Source organism: Weissella thailandensis (assembly GCF_005405465.1).
GTDB classification, from domain to species: Bacteria; Bacillota; Bacilli; order Lactobacillales; family Lactobacillaceae; genus Weissella; species Weissella thailandensis.
Window position 1 is genome coordinate 1 of record NZ_BJEC01000024.1, and the last position, 20,772, is coordinate 20,772.

Annotated in this window: 21 protein-coding genes and 1 pseudogene; 18 read left to right on the forward strand and 4 right to left on the reverse strand. The window is 40.1% G+C overall.

All coding sequences use genetic code 11. The annotated features are described in order from the left end of the window. A partial coding sequence (locus FFM62_RS09155) for an IS3 family transposase (protein WP_137604531.1) occupies positions 1-334 on the forward strand: 334 nt, incomplete at its 5' end. A gap of 66 nt (positions 335-400) precedes the next feature. Here the strand turns inward: FFM62_RS09155 and FFM62_RS09160 are convergent. Together FFM62_RS09160 and FFM62_RS09165 are read right to left on the reverse strand one after the other, a co-directional pair. Further along, complete coding sequence (locus FFM62_RS09160) at positions 401-856, reverse strand: hypothetical protein (protein ID WP_115471674.1); 456 nt, start codon at positions 854-856, stop codon at positions 401-403. Positions 857-888: 32 nt separating this feature from the next. Further along, the gene (locus FFM62_RS09165; protein ID WP_115471675.1) at positions 889-1,983 is read right to left on the reverse strand and encodes a lipocalin-like domain-containing protein; all 1,095 of its coding nucleotides are present in this window, start codon (positions 1,981-1,983) and stop codon (positions 889-891) included. 203 nt (positions 1,984-2,186) lie between these two features. Here FFM62_RS09165 and FFM62_RS10515 point away from each other — a divergent pair. The 14 genes and pseudogenes from FFM62_RS10515 to sufB all read left to right on the forward strand — a co-directional run. Beyond that, a pseudogene (locus tag FFM62_RS10515) lies at positions 2,187-2,294 on the forward strand (TetR/AcrR family transcriptional regulator); the annotation flags it as partial. Between the two features lie 3 nt (positions 2,295-2,297). Next, positions 2,298-2,723, forward strand: a complete 426-nt coding sequence (locus FFM62_RS09170; RefSeq protein WP_240005940.1) for a TetR-like C-terminal domain-containing protein — start codon at positions 2,298-2,300, stop codon at positions 2,721-2,723. 365 nt (positions 2,724-3,088) lie between these two features. Then, positions 3,089-4,417, forward strand: coding sequence for an APC family permease (locus FFM62_RS09175; protein ID WP_115471677.1), 1,329 nt, complete (start codon positions 3,089-3,091; stop codon positions 4,415-4,417). 112 nt (positions 4,418-4,529) lie between these two features. Then, complete coding sequence (locus FFM62_RS09180) at positions 4,530-4,976, forward strand: transposase (RefSeq protein ID WP_115471678.1); 447 nt, start codon at positions 4,530-4,532, stop codon at positions 4,974-4,976. Between the two features lie 45 nt (positions 4,977-5,021). After that, positions 5,022-5,174 carry a hypothetical protein gene (locus FFM62_RS10165; RefSeq protein WP_165845933.1) on the forward strand — a complete coding sequence of 51 codons (153 nt, stop codon included), beginning with the start codon at positions 5,022-5,024 and terminating at the stop codon, positions 5,172-5,174. Positions 5,175-5,176: 2 nt separating this feature from the next. Then, complete coding sequence (locus FFM62_RS09185; RefSeq protein ID WP_115471679.1) at positions 5,177-6,136, forward strand: alpha/beta hydrolase; 960 nt, start codon at positions 5,177-5,179, stop codon at positions 6,134-6,136. A 255-nt stretch (positions 6,137-6,391) separates the two neighbouring features. Beyond that, on the forward strand, positions 6,392-7,675 hold the full coding sequence (locus FFM62_RS09190; protein ID WP_115471680.1) for an NRAMP family divalent metal transporter: 1,284 nt from the start codon (positions 6,392-6,394) through the stop codon (positions 7,673-7,675). A 21-nt stretch (positions 7,676-7,696) separates the two neighbouring features. Further along, positions 7,697-9,874 carry an anaerobic ribonucleoside-triphosphate reductase gene (nrdD, locus tag FFM62_RS09195; protein WP_115471681.1) on the forward strand — a complete coding sequence of 726 codons (2,178 nt, stop codon included), beginning with the start codon at positions 7,697-7,699 and terminating at the stop codon, positions 9,872-9,874. Then, a complete protein-coding gene (gene nrdG, locus FFM62_RS09200; RefSeq protein ID WP_115471682.1) occupies positions 9,861-10,457 on the forward strand; it encodes an anaerobic ribonucleoside-triphosphate reductase activating protein in 597 nt (198 codons plus the stop codon). Before nrdD ends, nrdG begins: the two co-directional genes overlap by 14 nt. Positions 10,458-10,471: 14 nt before the next feature. After that, positions 10,472-11,221 carry a Fe-S cluster assembly ATPase SufC gene (gene sufC, locus FFM62_RS09205; protein ID WP_075270442.1) on the forward strand — a complete coding sequence of 250 codons (750 nt, stop codon included), beginning with the start codon at positions 10,472-10,474 and terminating at the stop codon, positions 11,219-11,221. 10 nt (positions 11,222-11,231) lie between these two features. Further along, entirely contained in the window at positions 11,232-12,368 is a 1,137-nt protein-coding gene (locus tag FFM62_RS09210; RefSeq protein ID WP_115471683.1) for a SufD family Fe-S cluster assembly protein, read from the forward strand. Beyond that, entirely contained in the window at positions 12,355-13,533 is a 1,179-nt protein-coding gene (locus FFM62_RS09215) for an aminotransferase class V-fold PLP-dependent enzyme (protein WP_115471684.1), read from the forward strand. The genes FFM62_RS09210 and FFM62_RS09215 overlap by 14 nt, the downstream gene beginning before the upstream one ends. Continuing rightward, complete coding sequence (gene sufU, locus FFM62_RS09220; protein ID WP_115471685.1) at positions 13,526-13,963, forward strand: Fe-S cluster assembly sulfur transfer protein SufU; 438 nt, start codon at positions 13,526-13,528, stop codon at positions 13,961-13,963. Before FFM62_RS09215 ends, sufU begins: the two co-directional genes overlap by 8 nt. Beyond that, on the forward strand, positions 13,956-15,365 hold the full coding sequence (sufB, locus tag FFM62_RS09225; RefSeq protein WP_115471686.1) for a Fe-S cluster assembly protein SufB: 1,410 nt from the start codon (positions 13,956-13,958) through the stop codon (positions 15,363-15,365). Before sufU ends, sufB begins: the two co-directional genes overlap by 8 nt. A 276-nt stretch (positions 15,366-15,641) precedes the next feature. Here sufB and FFM62_RS09230 read toward each other — a convergent pair whose 3' ends face one another. Further along, positions 15,642-17,030, reverse strand: coding sequence for an amino acid permease (locus FFM62_RS09230; protein WP_115471687.1), 1,389 nt, complete (start codon positions 17,028-17,030; stop codon positions 15,642-15,644). Between the two features lie 438 nt (positions 17,031-17,468). Between FFM62_RS09230 and FFM62_RS09235 the strand changes: the two genes are divergently transcribed. The 3 genes from FFM62_RS09235 (at position 17,469) to FFM62_RS09245 (ending at position 20,304) form a co-directional block, all read left to right on the forward strand. Further along, entirely contained in the window at positions 17,469-18,878 is a 1,410-nt protein-coding gene (locus FFM62_RS09235) for an APC family permease (RefSeq protein ID WP_115471688.1), read from the forward strand. An 86-nt stretch (positions 18,879-18,964) separates the two neighbouring features. Continuing rightward, positions 18,965-19,954, forward strand: coding sequence for an asparaginase (locus tag FFM62_RS09240; RefSeq protein ID WP_115471689.1), 990 nt, complete (start codon positions 18,965-18,967; stop codon positions 19,952-19,954). A 23-nt stretch (positions 19,955-19,977) separates the two neighbouring features. Then, entirely contained in the window at positions 19,978-20,304 is a 327-nt protein-coding gene (locus tag FFM62_RS09245) for a YdbC family protein (protein ID WP_115471690.1), read from the forward strand. Positions 20,305-20,438: 134 nt separating this feature from the next. Here FFM62_RS09245 and FFM62_RS09250 read toward each other — a convergent pair. Further along, the coding region (locus FFM62_RS09250; RefSeq protein WP_137604531.1) for an IS3 family transposase at positions 20,439-20,772 on the reverse strand (334 nt) is incomplete at its 5' end.

A 20,772-nucleotide genomic window follows, 5' to 3' on the forward strand; every position in this document is an offset into this window, starting at 1 on the left:
AAATACTAGACCCAAATTAAATTACCGTTTAACAATCCACTCTGACCAGGGATTCCAGTATCAAAATTATGAATATGTCTCACGTTTGCAGAACAACCATGTGTTTCAAAGTATGAGTCGCAAAGCGACCTGTCTAGATAATGCTATGGCGGAGAGCTTCTTTCATCTCTTGAAGGTAGGAACTGTCCATAATAACCATTATCAAAACTATGACGAGCTGAAGTCTGCCGTCAATAATTATATCTATTACTACAACAATAAACGGATTAAAACAAAGCTGGCCGGAAAAACTCCGGTTCAATACCGAAGTCTTTCCGACCAGCTAGTTGCTTAAACTTCTCTCCAATTTTTGGGGTTCAGTTCAAGACAAAAATATGTCTCAACCTCTTTTTCTGTTAAATTATTCTTTAGGTAAACGCCACCAGGGGTCGTTTTCTCGTTGTAAAGCTCGTTGTCGCCGAGCAAAAGGCTCAAAATCAATCGACAATGGTTCACTTTCATTAAACTGAACTTGTTTTTCGTCAAAGGAACCAGGGACCGCAATTTTTTTCCAACGAGCATGGTGCTCTTTAGCGTATGATACTGTATCTGTGCTATTCTTCCAAATTTCGATTTGTTGCTTGAATAGTTCTGGGTCATCATATTCATCCATGAAAAACCAGTCTTCGATGTTTGGATCATCATCATTGTTACGATAGAATGTCCGAGTCCGACTATACAAGATGTTTTCTGGATGCCATCGCTGTTCGTCGATGCCACGACCATCACGTTCGATTCCGCCTGACATCAATTTGACCATATCATCATGATTTTCTTTAGGTACTTGCCACTTAACAACGTTCACTAATCCTGCCATTTGATCAATACCTTCTTTCAAACAGTTTTGCTTTAAACGTCAGCACGTTCGTCTTCTTTACCTAGATAGTTATACTCATAAATCATGTCACCAGATGACTGATCAACTTCGTCACCATCAATTATCTTAACATCACCATCTGCGTAATAGCGCATGTATACAGGGTTAATGCCCATTTGGTCGTAGCCCGCTTTTTGTTGTTCATTAGCGTCGCCGTACATATCGCGTATTTCAATTTCATCACGCCACTTGACCGTAAAAATAACCTTTTTGTTGTCACCTTCATTTTGGAAGGTATACTTGCTGGTCTTAGGGAAGGCCTTGCCTGTTGAATTAGTTGTTAATTCTGAATCCAAAGTAACGTTGCCATCTGTCATATAAACAACATGACCAGTTTCATTATCTTCGATACCGAAGAATGGTACACGTTCAAAGCCAAATCGCTCGTTAGAAACGAAATCATAAATCATGACAGTATACTTATCAGTGTACAAGTGACCCCATAACCAGTGATGCCAAGCGTTCATTGGGTGAATGTTCATCCATTGGTGGTCGTGGTAGCCAAGACCCGTAACTTCATGCTTTTCGCCATCGTAAATTAAAGTTCCAGTGACTTTGTTTTTAGGAACATTTAAATCTGTATAATGGTATTCATCATTGTCTCCTAGGGCAACAACGGCACTGTTGCCTTGTCTGAAAGGATCAACTAAGGCTTCAAAATGTAAATCTAATCCAACACCATTAACTGGTTCAAAATGAACATCGTAATTTTTAAAATCACCCACGGCTGTATGTGGTCCGAACTTTAAATCACACTTATCATTTCCAATATATGCCTCTTCGCTTGAATAAGATTGGAAATCTTGCTTTGTTTCACCATTAGGTGTTGTAATCATAATGTTTGTGTTGGGCTCATCACCGGCTTCGTTTAATTTGTATGGAGACTTAGGTCGGAAAGCGACCATAAACTTGCCACCATCATCTAAAATACCGTCAAAGTACCAAACTTCGTTATGACCAGCTTCATCTGTATCACGACGTCCATCTTCCCATGTTTGTACTTTGGTAGGATCGATTCCTAATTTTTCAAAATCTGCGTTTGTATCCATTACTCGTGCTTTTGCCATTTGAAATGCCTCCCCATTCGTTTTTTGCTTTTGATATAATAGACAACTGTCTATAAATCGAAGTATAATCTATTTATTTTAAGTGAACAACCGATAAAAATGAGTGAAATATCTATTATTGTCAGGAGGATGTTATTATCATAGCAACGAAAGATTTACGAATTAAAAAAACAGAATATGCCATTAAGCAAGCATTTTGGGATTTGCTTTATCAGGGGAGTTATCAAAAAATTACTGTAAATAAAATTGCGACACAAGCACAGGTCAATCATTCGACTTTTTATAAACATTATGTGAATAAAGATGAACTATTAATGGCGGTTGAGAATGACTTACTTTCTGAATTTAAAGAAATGACGCAACAGGTGCCAGCTTCACTTTTGGAATCAAAGATAAATCCAGAACAACCTCAGTTAGAGAATTATTATCAACAACTTGTATTATTTGTCTATCGTAATGGGAAAAAATTTTCTGCATTATTAGATACTACAGGAGATCATTCTTTTATTAATAAATTAATTTCAACCGACCAAGAAATTTGGCAAGAAAAGCATTTATTAGAACGGTTGGCTATTCCTAAACGTTATGCTTCGACGGCTTTAATTGGTATGGCACTGAATTTAATTTCTGAATGGGTAAAGTCTGATTTTCAAGAAACGCCACAAGAATTTCTTGATATTATGAAAAAACTTTTGGCACCTTTCTTTTCAGAGAATTTGCTTTTTCATAGTGATGAATGAAATTGTTATATAAACGTATATTTCATCTTTGGCTTAGTCTACGGTGTGTGATATTGATAGTTAATTTTGTTTTTTATTAGTGATAATGAAAATATAATTAAAAAACAGTTGCAAAGCTATAATTGCTGTGGTAGTTTAATATATATTAAATCGTATCAAAGGAGGGCGTCACTAATGACTAATTTAAAAAACATGCAAATTAATAATTCTACGTCCTCTGACTCAACTGTATTACCAAGCAGTTGAGTGTTTTGAGGTGATTAAATAATTTGTCGCTAACAAAAACCGTTCAATCTGGGTAATGCATTGTGTTGTGTATTACCTGGGTTGGACGGCTTTTTTATTTTGGCTTAAGGAGCAGAGAGATGGCGTTAGAAAAAAGTGGCTTAAAGCGCTCGATGGGCGTGATGACAGGTATTTCGGTAGTGATTGGTACGGTTGTAGGTTCAGGGATTTTCTTTAAGCAAGGACAAGTATTAGAAACGGCTGGTGGTACGACAGCGGGATTAGCAGCCTGGATCGTGGGTGGTTTGATTACTCTGGCTGGTGGGTTGACCCTATCAGAGATTGGCTCAAGAATACCGGAAACCGGTGGTATGTATATTTATATGGAAAAGCTTTATGGCAAGTTCATTGGCTTTCTAACCGGTTGGACGCAAGTTGCCATTTATGCCCCGGCAATTATTGCATCGGTTGCGGCTTATTTTGCGGAATTATTTGCAGACTTTTTTAACATACCAACACAGTGGGCACCAACAATTGGTATTGTGACCTTATTGCTGATTACAGCTATGAATTCATTGGATAATCGTATTGCAAGTGCTTTCCAAGTAACGACGACGACAATTAAATTAATTCCCATTTTCGCCTTGGTTACCTTTGGTATTTTCTTTGGGAAAGCCGATGCTTTAGGCCAAACGGTTCATCATATGGCGTCAACAACATCTGGTAATTTTGGACTAGCAATTTTAGCGACATTATTTGCTTATGATGGTTGGGCAACATTAGCTAATTTGGGTGGTGAGATAAAAAATCCCCGTCGTAATTTGCCTCGAGCAATTATTGGTGGCCTGTTAGTTGTTATTTTGGTTTATGTTGGGGTAACTTATGGTATTTATCAAGCTGTACCAGCCAACCAAATTGTTTCTCTTGGTAGTGAGGTGCCTTATACAGTAGCTCGTCAAGCATTTGGTGATTTGGGTGGTAAACTTCTGGCACTTGGTATTCTGGTTTCTATGGCCGGAACGCTTAACGGTAAGATGTTGGCCTTTCCCCGTATGGTTTATGCAATGGCAGACGAAGGGGTTCTCCCACGTTATCTAAAAAAGGTCAACCGTGCACAAGCCCCAGTAACAGCATTATGGACAACAGCCGGATTGGCAGCTATTTTGATTGCGATTTCAGGAGCTGAATGGTTGTCAGATATGGCCGTCTTTGTTATCTGGTTGTTCTACGCAGCAACATTTTTCGGTGTCTTTATCTTACGTTTACGAGATAAAAAAGCCGGCGTGAAGCCCAATGAGTTGTTATTCCAGGTACCTTTGTATCCGATTATCCCAATTATTGCCATTGGTGGGGCGTTGTTTGTTTTGATCAATACATTAATTGCTAGTTTCTCAATGGTGCTGATTTCATTTTTCTTTGTAGGTATCGGTATCCCTGTTTATTATTACTACAAACGCAAGAATGGATAACTAATAGTATTTCATAGCAATTGGAACGTCATTCAATCAGAAAGTGGTTGCTTACTAAGAAAATATGCGATAATAGACGTAAAAGTATTTATTAGTAAGGGAGTATGTCAGTATGGGAAAGTATCATGTGACGAATTATGAACAGATGTCGTTTGATGATTTTAATCAGCCATCAGGTTTACCAATCGATCGTGACAATCGTTGGGTTGTGCGCGCAGATAAAATTCCATGGCATGATTTAGAAAAACAATATGCATTAGTTTTTACAAGTAATCGTGGTCCTAAACCTTTACCGTTCCGATTAGTGTTCGGTGCTCTAATGATTCAACAATTGCTTGAATTAACCGATGAAGAAACTTTGGAACAAATCAAAGAGAACCCTTATTTGCAATATTTCGTTGGTCAATCAGGGTATGTTTATCAACGACCATTTAGTTCATCAACTTTAAGCCGTGCCCGTCAGCGCATAGGGGATGATGAGGTCTTAGCAATGGTTGATCGTATTGAGGATTTAATGGTAGCCGAAGGGGTAACGTCTAAAATCGGTAAGCGTCATTAATAAATTCGTTTATCTGTCGAAACTTGTCATACTTAGGGGGTAAATATGAAAAAAGGTGCTTTGTTGTTAAGTTTAATTGGTAATTTATTATTATTTATCACTTTGAAGGTTGCGAAAGATCGTAATGATGCTTTTGAACGTCAGATTATTGCTGCCGATGCAAAAGCTGAGGTGATGCAAGATAATCAGGAGGGCTAGTTATGCATATTACTGATGAAATGATAGACCCCGAATTACGCCGAGCTGGTAAGATGATACGTAAAATCAATCCATATGTGACGCCAAATAAAATTAAGTTAATCAACAAAGCAACGGATGCTTTGCGTGGCGTTAATCGAACCAACTTAAATTATGAGCAACATTATATTACTCGTCCAGATGGCACGAAGCTGCGAATTTGCGTTTACTCACCACAAGTACCACAAGAAAACGTGCCGGGTGTTTTGTGGATTCATGGTGGTGGTTATGCACTAGAATTACCAGAATTAGAAGCGAGTGCTTTTGCCCAATTAGCAAATGAAACTGGCGCGGTGATTGTGACACCAGATTACTACCGTTCGATGGATAGGCCATATCCGGCTGCTTTAGAAGATTGTTATGCAACGTTAAAGTGGCTGCGTGATCACGCAGACGATTATGGTATTCGTAGTGATCAACTAGTCGTAGCAGGTGGTAGTGCTGGTGGTGGTTTAACCGCAGCATTGAGTTTGTATGCTCGTGATAAGGGTGAAATTGCGATTGCTTTTCAGATTGCTTTTTACCCAATGTTAGACGATCGGCCAACGGCAACCTCATTAAATAATGATGTGCCAATTTGGAATACAAAATCTAATGAGGTGTCTTGGCAGCTATATTTGGGTGATTTGTATGGTACCCATGCAATACCGGCATATGCTGCACCAGCTCGGGCTGAAGACTTGACGGGATTACCACCAACGATTTCCTTTGTTGGTGATTTAGATCCATTTTATCGTGAGACGGTCACGTTTATCGATCGGCTAGCAGCCAGTGGTGTGCCTACCTATTTTAAAATATATTCAGGTGCATACCATGCATTTAACTTGATAGGGAATGCGGAAATATCGCAGGATGCTAATCGCTTTTTGCTGGATAATTTTAAACTCTGTATGACACAGTATTTTGCAGAACAGCCTAAATAGAATATTTAAAAATGAAGAAAAAGACCAACAAGCTATGGTAAACACGGCTTGGTGGTCTTTTTTGTTTACTATCGTTACGTTAATAGGTAACGCTATGTTATTTTTTTCTAATTAAAGGGTGCTGTAAACGTTGGTATAAAAGCGATTATTTTTTATTTTCAAAAAATTCACAAAAAACAAAAAATACCGTTGCGATATATTCTTTTTATGAAATTAGACTTATAACCTAACAGATTAGTTGGGGGAGAATGGTGTATGGCAGAAGATACGACAGGAGTCATCAGTGATGTAAAAGTAGCACATCAGCAAAACGCTAAATTAAAGATGGGGCGTTTTTTGAAAGTGTATGGTCCTGGCTTGATTGTAATGTTGGCGGATACTGATGCGGGTTGTTTAATTACAGCAGCGCAGTCGGGTGCACAATGGGGATATGCGATGGTTTTGCCACAATTATTGCTTATTCCAATTCTATATGCAGCGCAGGAAATGACGGTTCGCTTAGACATTGTGACGCGAAAAGGCCATGGTGAATTGATTCGACAGCATTTTGGTAAAGGATGGGCTTGGTTATCCGCAGGGACTTTAGGTATATCCGCCATCGGTGCTTTATTAACAGAGTTTATTGGTGTCGCTGGGGTTGGCGAACTATTTGGTGTTTCAAAGTGGTTAACCATTCCTGCGGCCACTATTTTATTAATTGGGATTGCTTTTTGCGGTAGTTATCACCGCGTTGAAAAAATTGGTGTGTTGATTGGTCTCGCTGAACTGGCTTTCTTGGTAGCTATGTTCATGGCAAAACCCCAACCTAGTAATTTTTTACAAGGTTTGACCACGGTTCCCTGGAAAAATTCTTCTTATTTGTATCTGGTTGCAGCGAATGTTGGTGCGGTAATTATGCCATGGATGATTTTCTACCAACAAGGTGCGGTTATTGATAAAAACCTTAGTAAGGATGATATTCCAAAAGAAAAACATGACACATTCATCGGTACTTTGTTGACCCAAGGTATCATGATTATGTTTGTTGTGACTTTTGCGGCAACGGTTGGTGTTGCTGGGAAACATGTTTCGTTAAGCTCTGTTAGTGATTTAGCGACCGCTATATCACCCTATATCGGATCAGCGCCAGCAAAAATTGTTACCGGATTAAGTTTGATGGGAGGATCATTAGTGGCGGCGCTAGTGGTTGCTTTAGCTGGCACTTGGGGCGTTACCGAAGTTTTAAATTGGCGCCACAGTTTGAATGAACCACTGAATAAATCAAACATTGGTTTTTATACAATTTACTGCTTAGCGCACGTGATTGGGGCAATTATTGTGTTAATGAACATTGATTTAGTTGATATTGCTGTCTCGGTCGAAGTGATGAACGCTTTATTGTTGCCAATTGTTTTAGGATTTTTACTAATGTTAGAAGCTAAAGCACTGCCAAAAGAGTATCGGATGCACGGCATATATCGTTTCTTAGTAACCGGTGCTTGTCTGATTGTGATGGCATTCGGTATCTATATGGTAGGACCAACACTTGGCATTTGGTAAAAATAGAAAGGAGACAGCCTTATGGCAAATATAGAAGTCATACAAAAAAATGACTGGCGATCATTAAAACAAATAACTGTCGAAAAAAGTGATGGGGAAAAGACGCCATTTTATGCATATAAAATTGATTTAGTCATTGATGCATTGACTGAAAATCAGACGTTAAAAGATGAATTACGTCAACGAATTTTTTCACAAATTAATGAAGTAGACGATGAGTTGTCATCAGCAAGGATTCGAGACATGTTTGTTAGTGCATTGACTGCAATGGGAGAAGTTACATTAGCCGATCAATACGTTGATTATCGTGCTAAGGATGTTGAAAAATGGCAATCGGTTATTAATCCAGGTAATAAATTGAGCCAGTTATTTAATGGTCAGGATACTGTTGTCCATGAAAATGCTAATAAAGACAGTAATATTTTTAGTACACGAAGGGATTTGACAGCTGGCATGGTCGGTAAGTCACTAGGATTAACCATGATGCCACAGACCGTCGCCAAAGCACATTTACGTGGTGACATTCATTACCATGATTTGGATTATTCACCACTAACATCGATGACTAATTGTTGTTTGATTGATTTTAAAGATATGTTAGCAAATGGATTTAAGATTGGTAATGCTGATGTCGAACCACCACGGTCAATTCAAACGGCAACGGCTCAGATGTCACAAATCATCGCGAATGTTGCATCAAGTCAGTACGGTGGTTGTTCATCAGATCGAACGGATGAGGTCTTAGCACCATATGCGGCTTTGAATTATAAAAAGCATCTCACGGAAGCTGAGCAATGGGTTTTGCCAGAAAAACGCGAGTCCTTTGCACGCGAGAAAACAAAAAAAGATATTTATGATGCCATGCAAGCACTCGAGTACGAGGTCAACACGCTATTTTCATCTAATGGCCAAACACCATTTACAACGGTTGGATTTGGGCTAGGGACGTCGTGGATCGAACGAGAAATTCAAAAAGCTATTTTGCAGGTCAGAATTAAGGGATTGGGTAAGCAGCATCAAACCGCAATTTTTCCAAAACTGATTTTTACTGTGAAACGTGGCTTGAATTTAGCAAAGACTGACCCAAATTATGATATTAAACAATTGGCTGTAGAGTGCGCTACCAAGCGGATGTATCCAGATATTTTGATGTACGACAAAATCATTGCATTGACTGGTAGTTTCAAATGTCCGATGGGTTGCCGGAGCTTTTTGCAAGGTTGGCAGGATGAAAATGGCCAGGAAGTTAATAGCGGTCGCATGAATTTAGGAGTAGTCACGATTAATTTGCCCAGAGTAGCTATTGAAGCTAAGGGAGACAAAGAAGTATTTTGGGAAATTATGGATGATCGAATTCATGTTGCTAAAAAAGCATTAATGAATCGTTTGAATTGTTGTAAGGAAACTAAGCCGGAGAATGCCCCGATTTTATATGAAAATGGTGCCTTTGGTAAGCGATTAAAACCTGCTGATTCAGTTGATGAATTGTTTAAAAATAGTCGGGCAACGATTTCACTTGGTTATATTGGTTTATACGAAGTTGGTGCAGCCTTTTATGGCAGTGATTGGGAACACAATCAAGAAGCACATGATTTTACTGTGTCGATTGTTAAGTACTTACATGATTATTGTTTGAAGTGGGAACAGCAATACGGGTATCATTTCAGTGTTTATTCAACGCCAGCTGAGTCATTAACGGATACTTTTTGTGAAGATGATATTGAACGTTTCGGTATGATTCCAGATATTACCAGCAAGGAATATTACACGAATAGTTTTCATTATGATGTACGCAAAAATCCAACCCCCTTTGAGAAGTTAGCTTTTGAGCAAGATTATCCGCAATATGCAGCTGGAGGCTTTATTCATTACTGTGAGTACCCAAATTTGAAGCAAAATCCTGCAGCATTAGAGGCAGTGTGGGATTGGGCTTATGACCGTGTGGGTTATTTAGGCACGAACGCTTCAATTGATCACTGCTTTGAATGTGGTTTCGATGGTGAATTTAAAGCAACGGCAAGAGGATTTGAGTGCCCACAATGTGGTAATCGAGATCCGAAGACGTGTGATGTCGTTAAGCGAACTTGTGGCTATTTGGGAAACCCGATGATTCGGCCAATGGTTCATGGGCGGCATAAGGAAATTACTTCCCGTGTTAAACATATGCAGTTAGGGGGACTTGATGATGGTGCATTCTAATCGGCCGCGACATGTGAGGAAACCCAATGACCCGCAACCACAAGAATGGTTAGCATCTGAACGTAGTTTACAATATGTTGCCAGCTACAAACCATTTAATATGGTCGATGGTGAAGGCATTCGCTGTAGCCTTTACGTATCAGGGTGCTTATTTAATTGCCCAGGTTGTTATAACCGTGTTGCTCAAAATTTTCATTACGGTCGGCCGTATTCGCAGGAGTTAGAGAATAAAATTATTGCTGACATGTCGCATAGTTATGTCCAGGGATTGACTTTGCTGGGCGGCGAACCATTTTTAAATACGCAAGTTTGTTTAAAACTATGTCGGCGAATTCGACAGGAATTTGGTCATACCAAAGATATCTGGTCTTGGACAGGTTATACATGGGATGAATTGATGCAAGAGTCCTATGATAAGTTACAGCTGTTGAGTATTATTGATATTTTGGTAGATGGTCGATTTTTAGAGGAAAAGAAAGATTTAACTTTACAGTTTCGTGGTAGTTCTAATCAAAGAATCATTGACGTGCCAAAATCATTAGCAGCTGATGAAGTGAAGATTTGGGATAGATTAATTAGATAACTTGGAGGATAACAGTGGCTGAATTAATTATTGATCACTTAGAAGTAGCAGTGGCGGATAAGGTCATCTTAAATGATGTTAATTTAACGATTAATGATGGTGAAATTCATGCACTTATGGGCCCAAATGGGACTGGAAAGTCAACATTGTCAGAAACCATTATGGGAAATCCACGTTATCAAATTACGAGCGGTCGGATTTTACTAAACGGTGAGGATATTACTGAGATGGCGACAGATGAACGTGCTCGGGCAGGTGTCTTTTTGGCAATGCAATATCCCGTTGAAGTAGCGGGTATTACGAATGCCGATTTTATTCACTCAGCAATGGATGCACGTGATCATCATGAAGCAGTACCCGTATTAAAATTTTTAAAAGCATTAAACCAGAATATGGCATTTTTAGACATGGATGAAGACTATGCTGACCGTGGGTTAAATGAGGATTTTTCTGGTGGTGAAAAAAAACGTAATGAAATTTTACAATTAATGATGTTACAACCTTCGATGGCCATTCTAGATGAAATTGATTCCGGTTTAGATATTGATGCATTAAAAATTGTTGCTCGTGGTATTAATGAAATGCGCAGTCAATCTTTCAGTTGTTTAATGGTGACACATTACCAACGATTACTAAATTATGTGGTGCCAGATGTGGTTCATGTCATGATGGGTGGTCGCATTATTAAAACGGGGGGTCCGGAATTAGCCAAGGAGCTTGAAAAAAATGGGTATGAAGGGCTCGAACAAGATGTAAAGGGGTGAGTAAGTCAGGATGTCTTTAGATGAGTTAATGACAACAGATGTATTACAACAGGCCCAACATCCCTATTACATGGGAATTAAGTATGCACCCAAGGATTACGAATTTGTCACTCCTGACGAAGCCGTGGATTGGCAATGGTCAGTTGATGAAACAACCAGGGTGGCAATAGCTGATTATGGTATAACGGTTTCGCGTCTTGAAGATGAAAACCGATTCCCTGAACAAGTAGCAGCATTTGTTCGGAATCATCAAGCAAATAAATATATTTTGCAGCATTTTCAACAACAGCTAAGTGGTCTAAAAATTATTATTCCCGATCACGTTGTGATCAAACAGCCCTTAAATTTGATAATTGATTTGATGAACTCACAACCTGGTGCCTTTACGATAGCTGTCTTACTGGGCGAAGGTAGTCAACTGACACTGCAGCAAACAATTAACATGCATGGAGCAGCAACCCAGGTTAGCTGCGTGATTATTGGGCAGCAAGCGAATAATAGCCAATTAACATTGGCGACGGCAATCAAGAATCAGACACCGATGAAAGTATCATTGTTTGGTACGCTCGATGTGGACAGAGATTGTCAGACGAATTGGTCATTGGTGCCTGATGTTTATGGCAAGTTATTGGGGGATGTGGCGATAAACTTAAATGGCCAAGGAAGTACAGCAAAACTTAACGCAGTCAAAATTGGCATAAACCAAGATTATTGTGGGCTGCAGGGAAGCGTGAACCATTGGGCCCCCCATACAACCAGTCGCATTAACATGCGTGGGGTGTTGTTTGGTCGGTCAAAGGTCAATTTTACGAGCATTGGGCAAATTAACCATGGTGCTTATGGCTCTGATTCACAACAAGAAGGTCGTTTAATGACGGTTGGTGAAAAAGCCCAAGGAACTGTTAATCCACTACTAATTATTGATGAAAACGATGTGAATGCTGGGCATGCGGCTAGTGTTGGCCAGTATGATCCAGAAGAACTTTATTATTTGTTAAGTCGAGGCATTACGAAACAGCAAGCCAGGAAAATTTTAGTCTATAATTTCATTGCCCCAGTGGTGCACGAACTCGATGATAATTTCCAAAAAATGGTTGTGGCTGCTGTTGAGAAAGGTGCAGGTGAGGATCTCTATGACAAAGTATGATCAATTAGCTTACTTAGACAATGCAGCAACAACACCGATGCCGGATAGTGTGTTGCAGGTTATTGATAACTATTATCAGACACAAAAAGTTAACGTTCATCGGGGGATGTATCGGTTGGCTAATGAGGTGACGCAACAATATGAACATGTCCGTCAACAAGTTGCGCAGTTTATTAATGCACCTAATGCGTCAGATATTGTGTTTACTAGTGGTGCGACTGATGCGCTCAATTTGGTGGCATTTGGTTATGGGACGACACATCTTCATGCGGATGATGAGATTATTATCAGCGTCATGGAACATCATGCGAACTTAGTGCCTTGGCAACAGGTTGCGGCGATGACCGGAAGCAAATTACGAGTAGTTGATATTACCCCGGATGGTCAGATTGACATGGTTGCATTGCAAAAATTGCTTAACAAACATACAAAAATCGTATCACTAACATTAGTGTCCAATGTATTAGGGACGTATACAGATATGAAGCCCATTGCAGAAGCTGCGCACAAGGTTGGGGCAGTGTTGATGGTGGATGCTGCTCAGGCGGTGGCTCAGATGGCTATTGATGTCCAAGCGATGGGCACGGACTTTTTAGCTTTTTCTGGTCATAAAATGTTTGGGCCGACAGGTATTGGTGTTCTGTATGGACGTACGGATTTATTGGCTGACATGACGCCAACGAGATTTGGCGGCGAGATGATTGATCAAGTTACCCAACAAACGGCGACCTTTCAGCCGGCACCTTTAAAGTTTGAGGCGGGTACGCCGAACATAGCCGGTGTATTAGGTTTAGGGGCGGCAATCGATTATATTCTTCAGATTGGTTATCCAAAGATTAGCCAAATTGATCATGAATTGGTTGATTATTTGATGAAAGGGTTATCGCAAATAACAGCAGTGACCATTTATGGTTCGCCACTAGCTACTGCTCACCGGGCTGTGGTCAGCTTTAATGTTGGCAAAGTGCATGCCCATGATGTTGCAACCATTTTGGATGCAGCTGGTGTGGCAGTTCGTGCCGGACATCATTGCGCAGAACCTCTGATGACTTTTCTAGGCACAGAAAGTGTTGTTCGGGTTAGTGTCAGTTTTGAGAATAAACTAAGTGAGATTGACCAATTATTGACAGGTATCCAACAAGTAAAGGAGCTATTGCATGAGTGATATTAGACAATTGTATCAACGAATTATTGTTGATCATGCTAATCATCCCCATCACTATGGTGAATTGCAATCAGCTAATTTCACAAAAACTTACCGTAACCCAGATTGTGGTGACACAATTACCGTATTTGCAACGATTGTAGACGATGAAATAGTCGACATCTCATTCACCGGGAATGGGTGTATTATCAGCCAAGCATCTGCCAGTATGTTAACAGATTTGTTAATTGGTCAGACGATAGATGTTGCAGATGATACAATACGAAATTTCCAATACCTTATTATGGGGCAGCCGGTTAACGATAGCGAGTTAGGCGATAGTGTGGCATTTAGTACGCTTAGTGAATTTCCAACGCGCGTGCGATGTGGTGCGTTAGCTTGGCATACGATGGCAGCAATTCTTAATGATTGGAGGGCAGGTAATGGTTGAAGAATCCAAATCATTGCAAACACACAATACCAATGAGGAGCGAGGCAACGTAGATAATGTTGACCCCATTTTTTCGACGGGTGCTGGAATCAATGAGGAGACAATTCGCAAAATTTCACTCGCTAAACAGGAACCAGAGTGGATGCTAGCCTTACGCTTAAAGGCATATCAGATTTATTTAAACATGCCCTTGCCAAGTTTTGGCCCTGATTTAAGCCCAATTGACTTGGATAATATCAAGTATTTTCAACGAGCAACCAATCATGTAGCTCGGCAGTGGGAAGATGTGCCGGATACCATCAAAGAAACTTTTGAACGAATCGGTGTACCTGAGGCGGAACGAGCATATCTTGCTGGGTCTGCAGCACAATATGAATCTGAAGCGGTGTATAGCAACTTAAAACATGATCTTGAATCACAGGGGATTATTTTTATGGATACTGATTCGGCATTGCGTGAACATCCTGACTTAGTGAAACAATATTTTGGTACCCTGATTTCGGCAAGTGACAATAAATTTGCAGCATTGAATACAGCAGTTTGGTCTGGGGGAACTTTTTTGTATGTACCAAAAGGGGTTCATGCAGATGTGCCTATTCAAAGCTATTTTCGAATTAATGCTGGCCGAACTGGGCAATTTGAACGGACTTTGATCATTGTGGATGAAGGCGGTTCAGTGAATTATGTCGAGGGATGTACTGCACCGAATTACTCAGAAGATAGTTTGCATGCTGCTGTGGTTGAAGTGTTTGTGAAACCAGGTGGTTATTGCCGGTATACGACGATTCAAAATTGGTCAACGAATGTGTATAGTTTGGAGACAAAACGGGCGCGTGCGGAAGAGGCAGCGTCGATGGAGTGGGTCGATGGTAACTTAGGTTCTAAAGTTACCATGAAGTACCCAAGTATTTTTTTAGCTGGTCGTGGCGCCACCGGTTCAATGTTGTCAATTGCGGCCGCTGGTAAAGACATGCATCAAGACACTGGGGCGAAGATGATACACATGGCGCCAGATACGCATAGTACGATTATATCGAAAGCTATTTGTCATGATGGCGGACGCGCTGATTATCGCGGCTTGGTAAAATATACGAAACGAGCAGCGAGAGCCCATTCGCATGTTGAATGTGACACGATTCTTATGGATAACCAAAGTAGTAGTGATACATTCCCAGTGAATGATATTGCCACTAGTGATGGCACAATTGAGCATGAAGCACGCGTTTCTAAAGTTTCTGAAGAAAAACTCTACTATTTAGAAAGCCGTGGGTTAGATGAAGAAACAGCCACGCAACTAATTGTGATGGGCTTTTTGGATCCATTTACCAAACAATTACCAATGGAATATGCGGTTGAACTCAACCGGTTGATTAAATTCCAAATGGTGGGTAGTGTTGGCTAAATAATTTACTGATAAATAAAAAACCAGGCTAGGTATTGAGAATATACCTAGCCTGGTTTATTTAAAATGCATTAATTATAGTTTGGTAAATTTGAAGCGAAACCACGTGATACACCAGCTTCAAAACGTCTTTTTCACGCTCTCTATAAACACGTTCCAAAAAATTGAAGCCTCAATGTAACAACGATTGCGTAATTCCGACTCTTCGCTGCGCTGCGATTCAAAATAACACAATCATCGTTACACACCGGCTTCAAAGCATTTTTTTCACGCTCTCTAGTTTTGATGTTTTCTTTCTCGAGCAAAGAAGATAATTGACAACAGAACTAGGAAGCCAGCACCGATGCAGACAGAAATACGAGTGTCTGGATTAATAAACATGAAAATAACGATGATTACTAGTGAGATCAGAGCAAAGTAGTTCGTTAATGGATATAGTGGCATTTTGAAAGGATGTTCAGTCATCAAGGCTTTATTAGATGCGCGGAATCTTAATTCTGAGAGCAGGATAATAAACCAAGGCACCATACCAGGTAACACACTTGAACTATAAACTAGGACGAACAAATCGGCTGTTGATTTACTTAATGCAGAAAAGACCGTGTTTAAAATCAAACCAAGCAGAATACCACCAGAAATAGCAAGAATTGAAACATAAGGTACCTGATGTGATGACAACTTTGATAATGATTTTGCTGTTTCACCATCTTTTGATAACTTAAACAACATCCGGCTTGAACTGTAGATACCAGAGTTGGCACCTGACATTGCAGCTGTTAGTACGACGAAATTAATAATACCAGCGGCTCCTGAAATACCAACTTTTGAAAATGTTTCAACGAAGGGTGAGCCAACAGCGTCCAGTTGATTCCAAGGATAGATTGTGACGATAACAAAAATAGCACCAATATAGAAAATCAAAATACGCCAAACGATTGAACGAATTGATGCAACGATGGCATGCTTTGGATGTTCTGCTTCACCAGCAGTGATACCTAATACTTCAATTCCTTGGTAAGAACCAACGACAATTGATAGCGCAAAGATGAAGCCCTTAACGCCACCTGTGAAGAATCCGCCGTGTGACCACAAATTTGACAGCCCGATCGCATGCCAATTATTACCTAATCCTAAGAAAATGACCATTACACCAAGCACAATCATGATAATAATCGTGACCACCTTGATCATGGCAAAATAAAATTCCATCGTACCGTAAGCTTTAGCAGAAGTTAGATTTGCAAAAGCTAGTGTAGCAATGACGACAACGCCGGAAATCCAGCCGGGTAAGTTCGGCCACCAATAATTTAGATAAGTACTAACGGCAATAACTTCACTGATTCCAACAACGATGTATTGAAAAACGTTACTCCATTTTGTTAGATAACCAGCTAAAGGGTGAATATAATTCGTTGCATAATCAGCAAATGAGCCAGTCGTTGGGTTAATGAAGATCATTTCCCCTAGTGCTCGCATCACTAGATACAACAAAATACCAACAAAAGCATAGGCTAATAGCACTGATGGACCAGTCCATTGGATGGTTGATGTTGACCCCATAAATAGACCAACACCAATTGTGCCACCAAGTGCGATCATCTGCATTTGCCCACTCGTTAACGAACGTTTTAACTGACGTTCAGGTTTTCCCTGTTCACTTTTCATCTGCCAAACTCCTCTTTCTACTAAAAAAGTATACAAAAAACCGCCCAATCAACTTGCACCGCAAGGGGGGTGTCGAGCTGGTTGGACGGTTTGTTAATAATCGATATTTACTAACAGCACGTTAAATAACCCAACCAGCCAAAATGGTGGTTGAGGTGGTGGTCGTTTGGTTGTCTGCCAAGATTAAGTTCTCAACTGCATGAACTAACATAACGATTTCCCTCCGTGCATTAATTAATTATTAGAAGAATAGCACCATTATTCCGAGATGACAAGAGTTAATTTAAAATCTCATCAACATGAATGACGTATTTATTTACCAAATAATAATAATAAGTCAGCGGTAGCTTGAGTATCATGAGAAACTTTACAAGTTATATTCATGCCGGGCATGACGAACAATGAATAGTACATTACATGAGAGATGAGAGGTTTATTATGGCGCAATTGAATTTATGGCAAAAAATGATTCGACGTGAAAATCCCAGTAATTATGCTGATAAGGATGGTAAATTACAGCCAATATTGGGTAAAAAGGAAATGATTGCCATGGGGATTGGTACGGTGGTCGGTGCTGGTGTATTTACGATGCCCGGTATTGTGGCAGCCGAGTATGCTGGTCCGGCAGTTGTTATTTCTTTTATTATCGCAGCATTGATTGCTGGGTTATCAGCTTTAGCCTATTCCGAATTAGCTTCAGCGATGCCTTTTGCAGGTTCGATCTATTCTTGGGCAAATGTTATTTTTGGTGAATTTGTTGGTTGGGTTGCCGGCTGGGCCATTTTAGCCGAGTATTTGATTGCTTTGGCGCTAGTTTCATCAGCATGGTCATCTTATTTCCAAGGATTTTTAGCAAGCTTTGGTTTTGAATTACCCAAATTTTTCCAGGCATCTTTTAATTTAGCGCAAGGTACTGGCTTCGACTTGTTTGGCGCACTAGCGATTTTAGCAGTTGGTATATTAGCTTCTCGTGGGATGCGAAATATTGCGCGGATTGAAAATTGGCTAGTTATTGGGAAAATTGTGGTCATCATTATTTTTATTGTTGTGGGTGCCACCGCAATACAAGTAAATAACTGGTTGCCATTTATTCCTCATCATCAAGCAGGGACGCACTTTGGTGGGCTAACCGGGATCATAGCGGGTGCCACTCAAATTTTCTTTTCGTATATTGGTTTTGATACGATTGCTGCTAACTCAGCAGAGGTTAAAAATCCGCAGAAAACAATGCCACAAGCAATTGTGGGAACTTTAGTGATTGCGACGGCCCTATTCGTTGGTGTCGCAGCAATTTTGACGGGAATGTATCCATATGAAAAATTTGCCGGTAATGCCGAGCCAGCTGCATGGGCATTACGTGAATCAGGACATTTATTTACAGCTAATTTGTTGTCAGTGGTAGCCTTAGTGGGGATGTTTTCTGGTTTGGTTGCCTTGTTGATTGGTGGGTCGCGGTTGGTATACTCATTTAGTCGTGATGGCCTAATGCCCCGTCGATTTGCACGGTTAGATCAGACGGGACTACCTAAGGTTGCCACAATTGTTATTACGATTATTGCGATCGTCCTAGGTGGTATTTTTCCAATCGGTATGTTGGCAAATCTAGTTTCAGCGGGAACATTGATTGCTTTTATTGTGGCTGGATTAGCTGTTTTGAAACTCCGCCATCGTTCAGATATCGACCATAGTGGGTATAAGATGCCGTATTATCCGGTACTACCAATATTGGCAGCTTTAGCAGCGTTCTTGTTACTATGCTCATTAAATATTTCTGCAATTTTCTTAACATTGGGCTGGTTAGGTCTCGGTGTTCTAGTTTACCTATTTTATGGTAGTCGGCACAGCTAAGTAAAATCAAAATGACTATATTTCGCTAATAAAAATATGCGATAATAATTAAATACTAGTCATTGAAATTGATGGGAGAAAAGCCGATGAAAAAATTATTGGTTTTAACTACTGGAGGGACCATTGCCTCAACGAAAACTGCCCAAGGCTTAGCGCCGGGGATGACAGCTAATGAACTGATGACATATGTTGTGCCACGTGATAATGTGACGATATCTGTTGAAAATATCATGGGGAAAGATTCAACTAATATGCAACCAGAGGATTGGCTGATTATTGCTGGACGTATTTTAGAACAACAGGATGAATTTGATGGATTTGTGGTAACTCATGGGACAGATACAATGGGCTACACAGCGGCGGCATTGTCGTATTTGTTGTATGGTATTAAAAGACCCGTCGTTTTGACTGGTTCGCAAATTCCAATCAGTGAGACACAGTCGGATGCTATTCGTAATTTGGATGATGCCGTTACGTTTGCTAGTCAAACGCATTTGACCGGTGTTTATCTTGTATTTAACGGTTTAGTTATGATGGGAACCCGCGCGGTTAAGACAAAAACAAAGAGTTATGATGCGTTTGAAAGTATCAACTATCCATACCTGGCGAGCGTGAATGCTGGAGAAATGGTGTCACTATATGAGCCAGAACCAGAAGAACCTTTGTTAAAAGACCATACTTCATTGGATCCAAATATCTTTGTTGTTAAAGCCTTTCCAGGACTTTCTGTAGATATATTTGATTATCTAGTGGAAAATACTCATGGTGTCATTATTGAAAGTTTTGGCAATGGTGGTTTGCCATTCCAACGACGTAACTTAATTCCAGGTATTGAGAAGTTGATTTCTGCGAATATTCCGGTGATTATTACGACGCAAATTCTGGAAGAGGGTCAAGATATCAATTTGTACGAAGTTGGTAAACGCGTGGCGGATGCTGGTGGAGTCACTGTGGGTGATATGAATACGGAAGCGGTTGTGGCAAAGCTGATGTGGGTACTTGATCAAACCCGCGATCCACAAACGATTACAAAAATGATTCAGACACAAACAGCTCATGATATTGGATTCGTGTAGATATTGTCGCAGAGGAGGTTCAAATGGCAAAACTATCGTATGATATTTTAGAAAAGTTCGGTGCATTATCAACCAGTAAAAGTGGTTGGGAACTACAGTTAAACTTTGTGCAATGGGGTGAGAATAAACCTAAATTTGATTTACGATCATGGTCACCAGATAATAGCAAAATGGGGAAAGGACTAACCTTATCCCATGATGAAATCGTTGCATTGTATGATGTGTTAACAAAAGTACTAGCAGCTGAACATGCACCTGTAACAGATGTCACGGGTAACGATGATGTTGATACTCAGTCAGACAATGCGGACGATGATAAACCCAGGTGGGGTCGCTTAGACGAGATGTAAGCGAGTGCTTGCTTCTGGTACTAACACCGTCTAGTAAATGGTTGAATTATTATAAGAATAAATCTACTAAGATTCAAAAAGGGTTGGAATACAATAGGTATCCCTGAACTGAACCCCAAAAATTGGAGAGAAGTTTAAGCAACTAGCTGGTCGGAAAGACTTCGGTATTGAACCGGAGTTTTTCCGGCCAGCTTTGTTTTAATCCGTTTATTGTTGTAGTAATAGATATAATTATTGACGGCAGACTTCAGCTCGTCATAGTTTTGATAATGGTTATTATGGACAGTTCCTACCTTCAAGAGATGAAAGAAGCTCTCCGCCATAGCATTATCTAGACAGGTCGCTTTGCGACTCATACTTTGAAACACATGGTTGTTCTGCAAACGTGAGACATATTCATAATTTTGATACTGGAATCCCTGGTCAGAGTGGATTGTTAAACGGTAATTTAATTTGGGTCTAGTATTT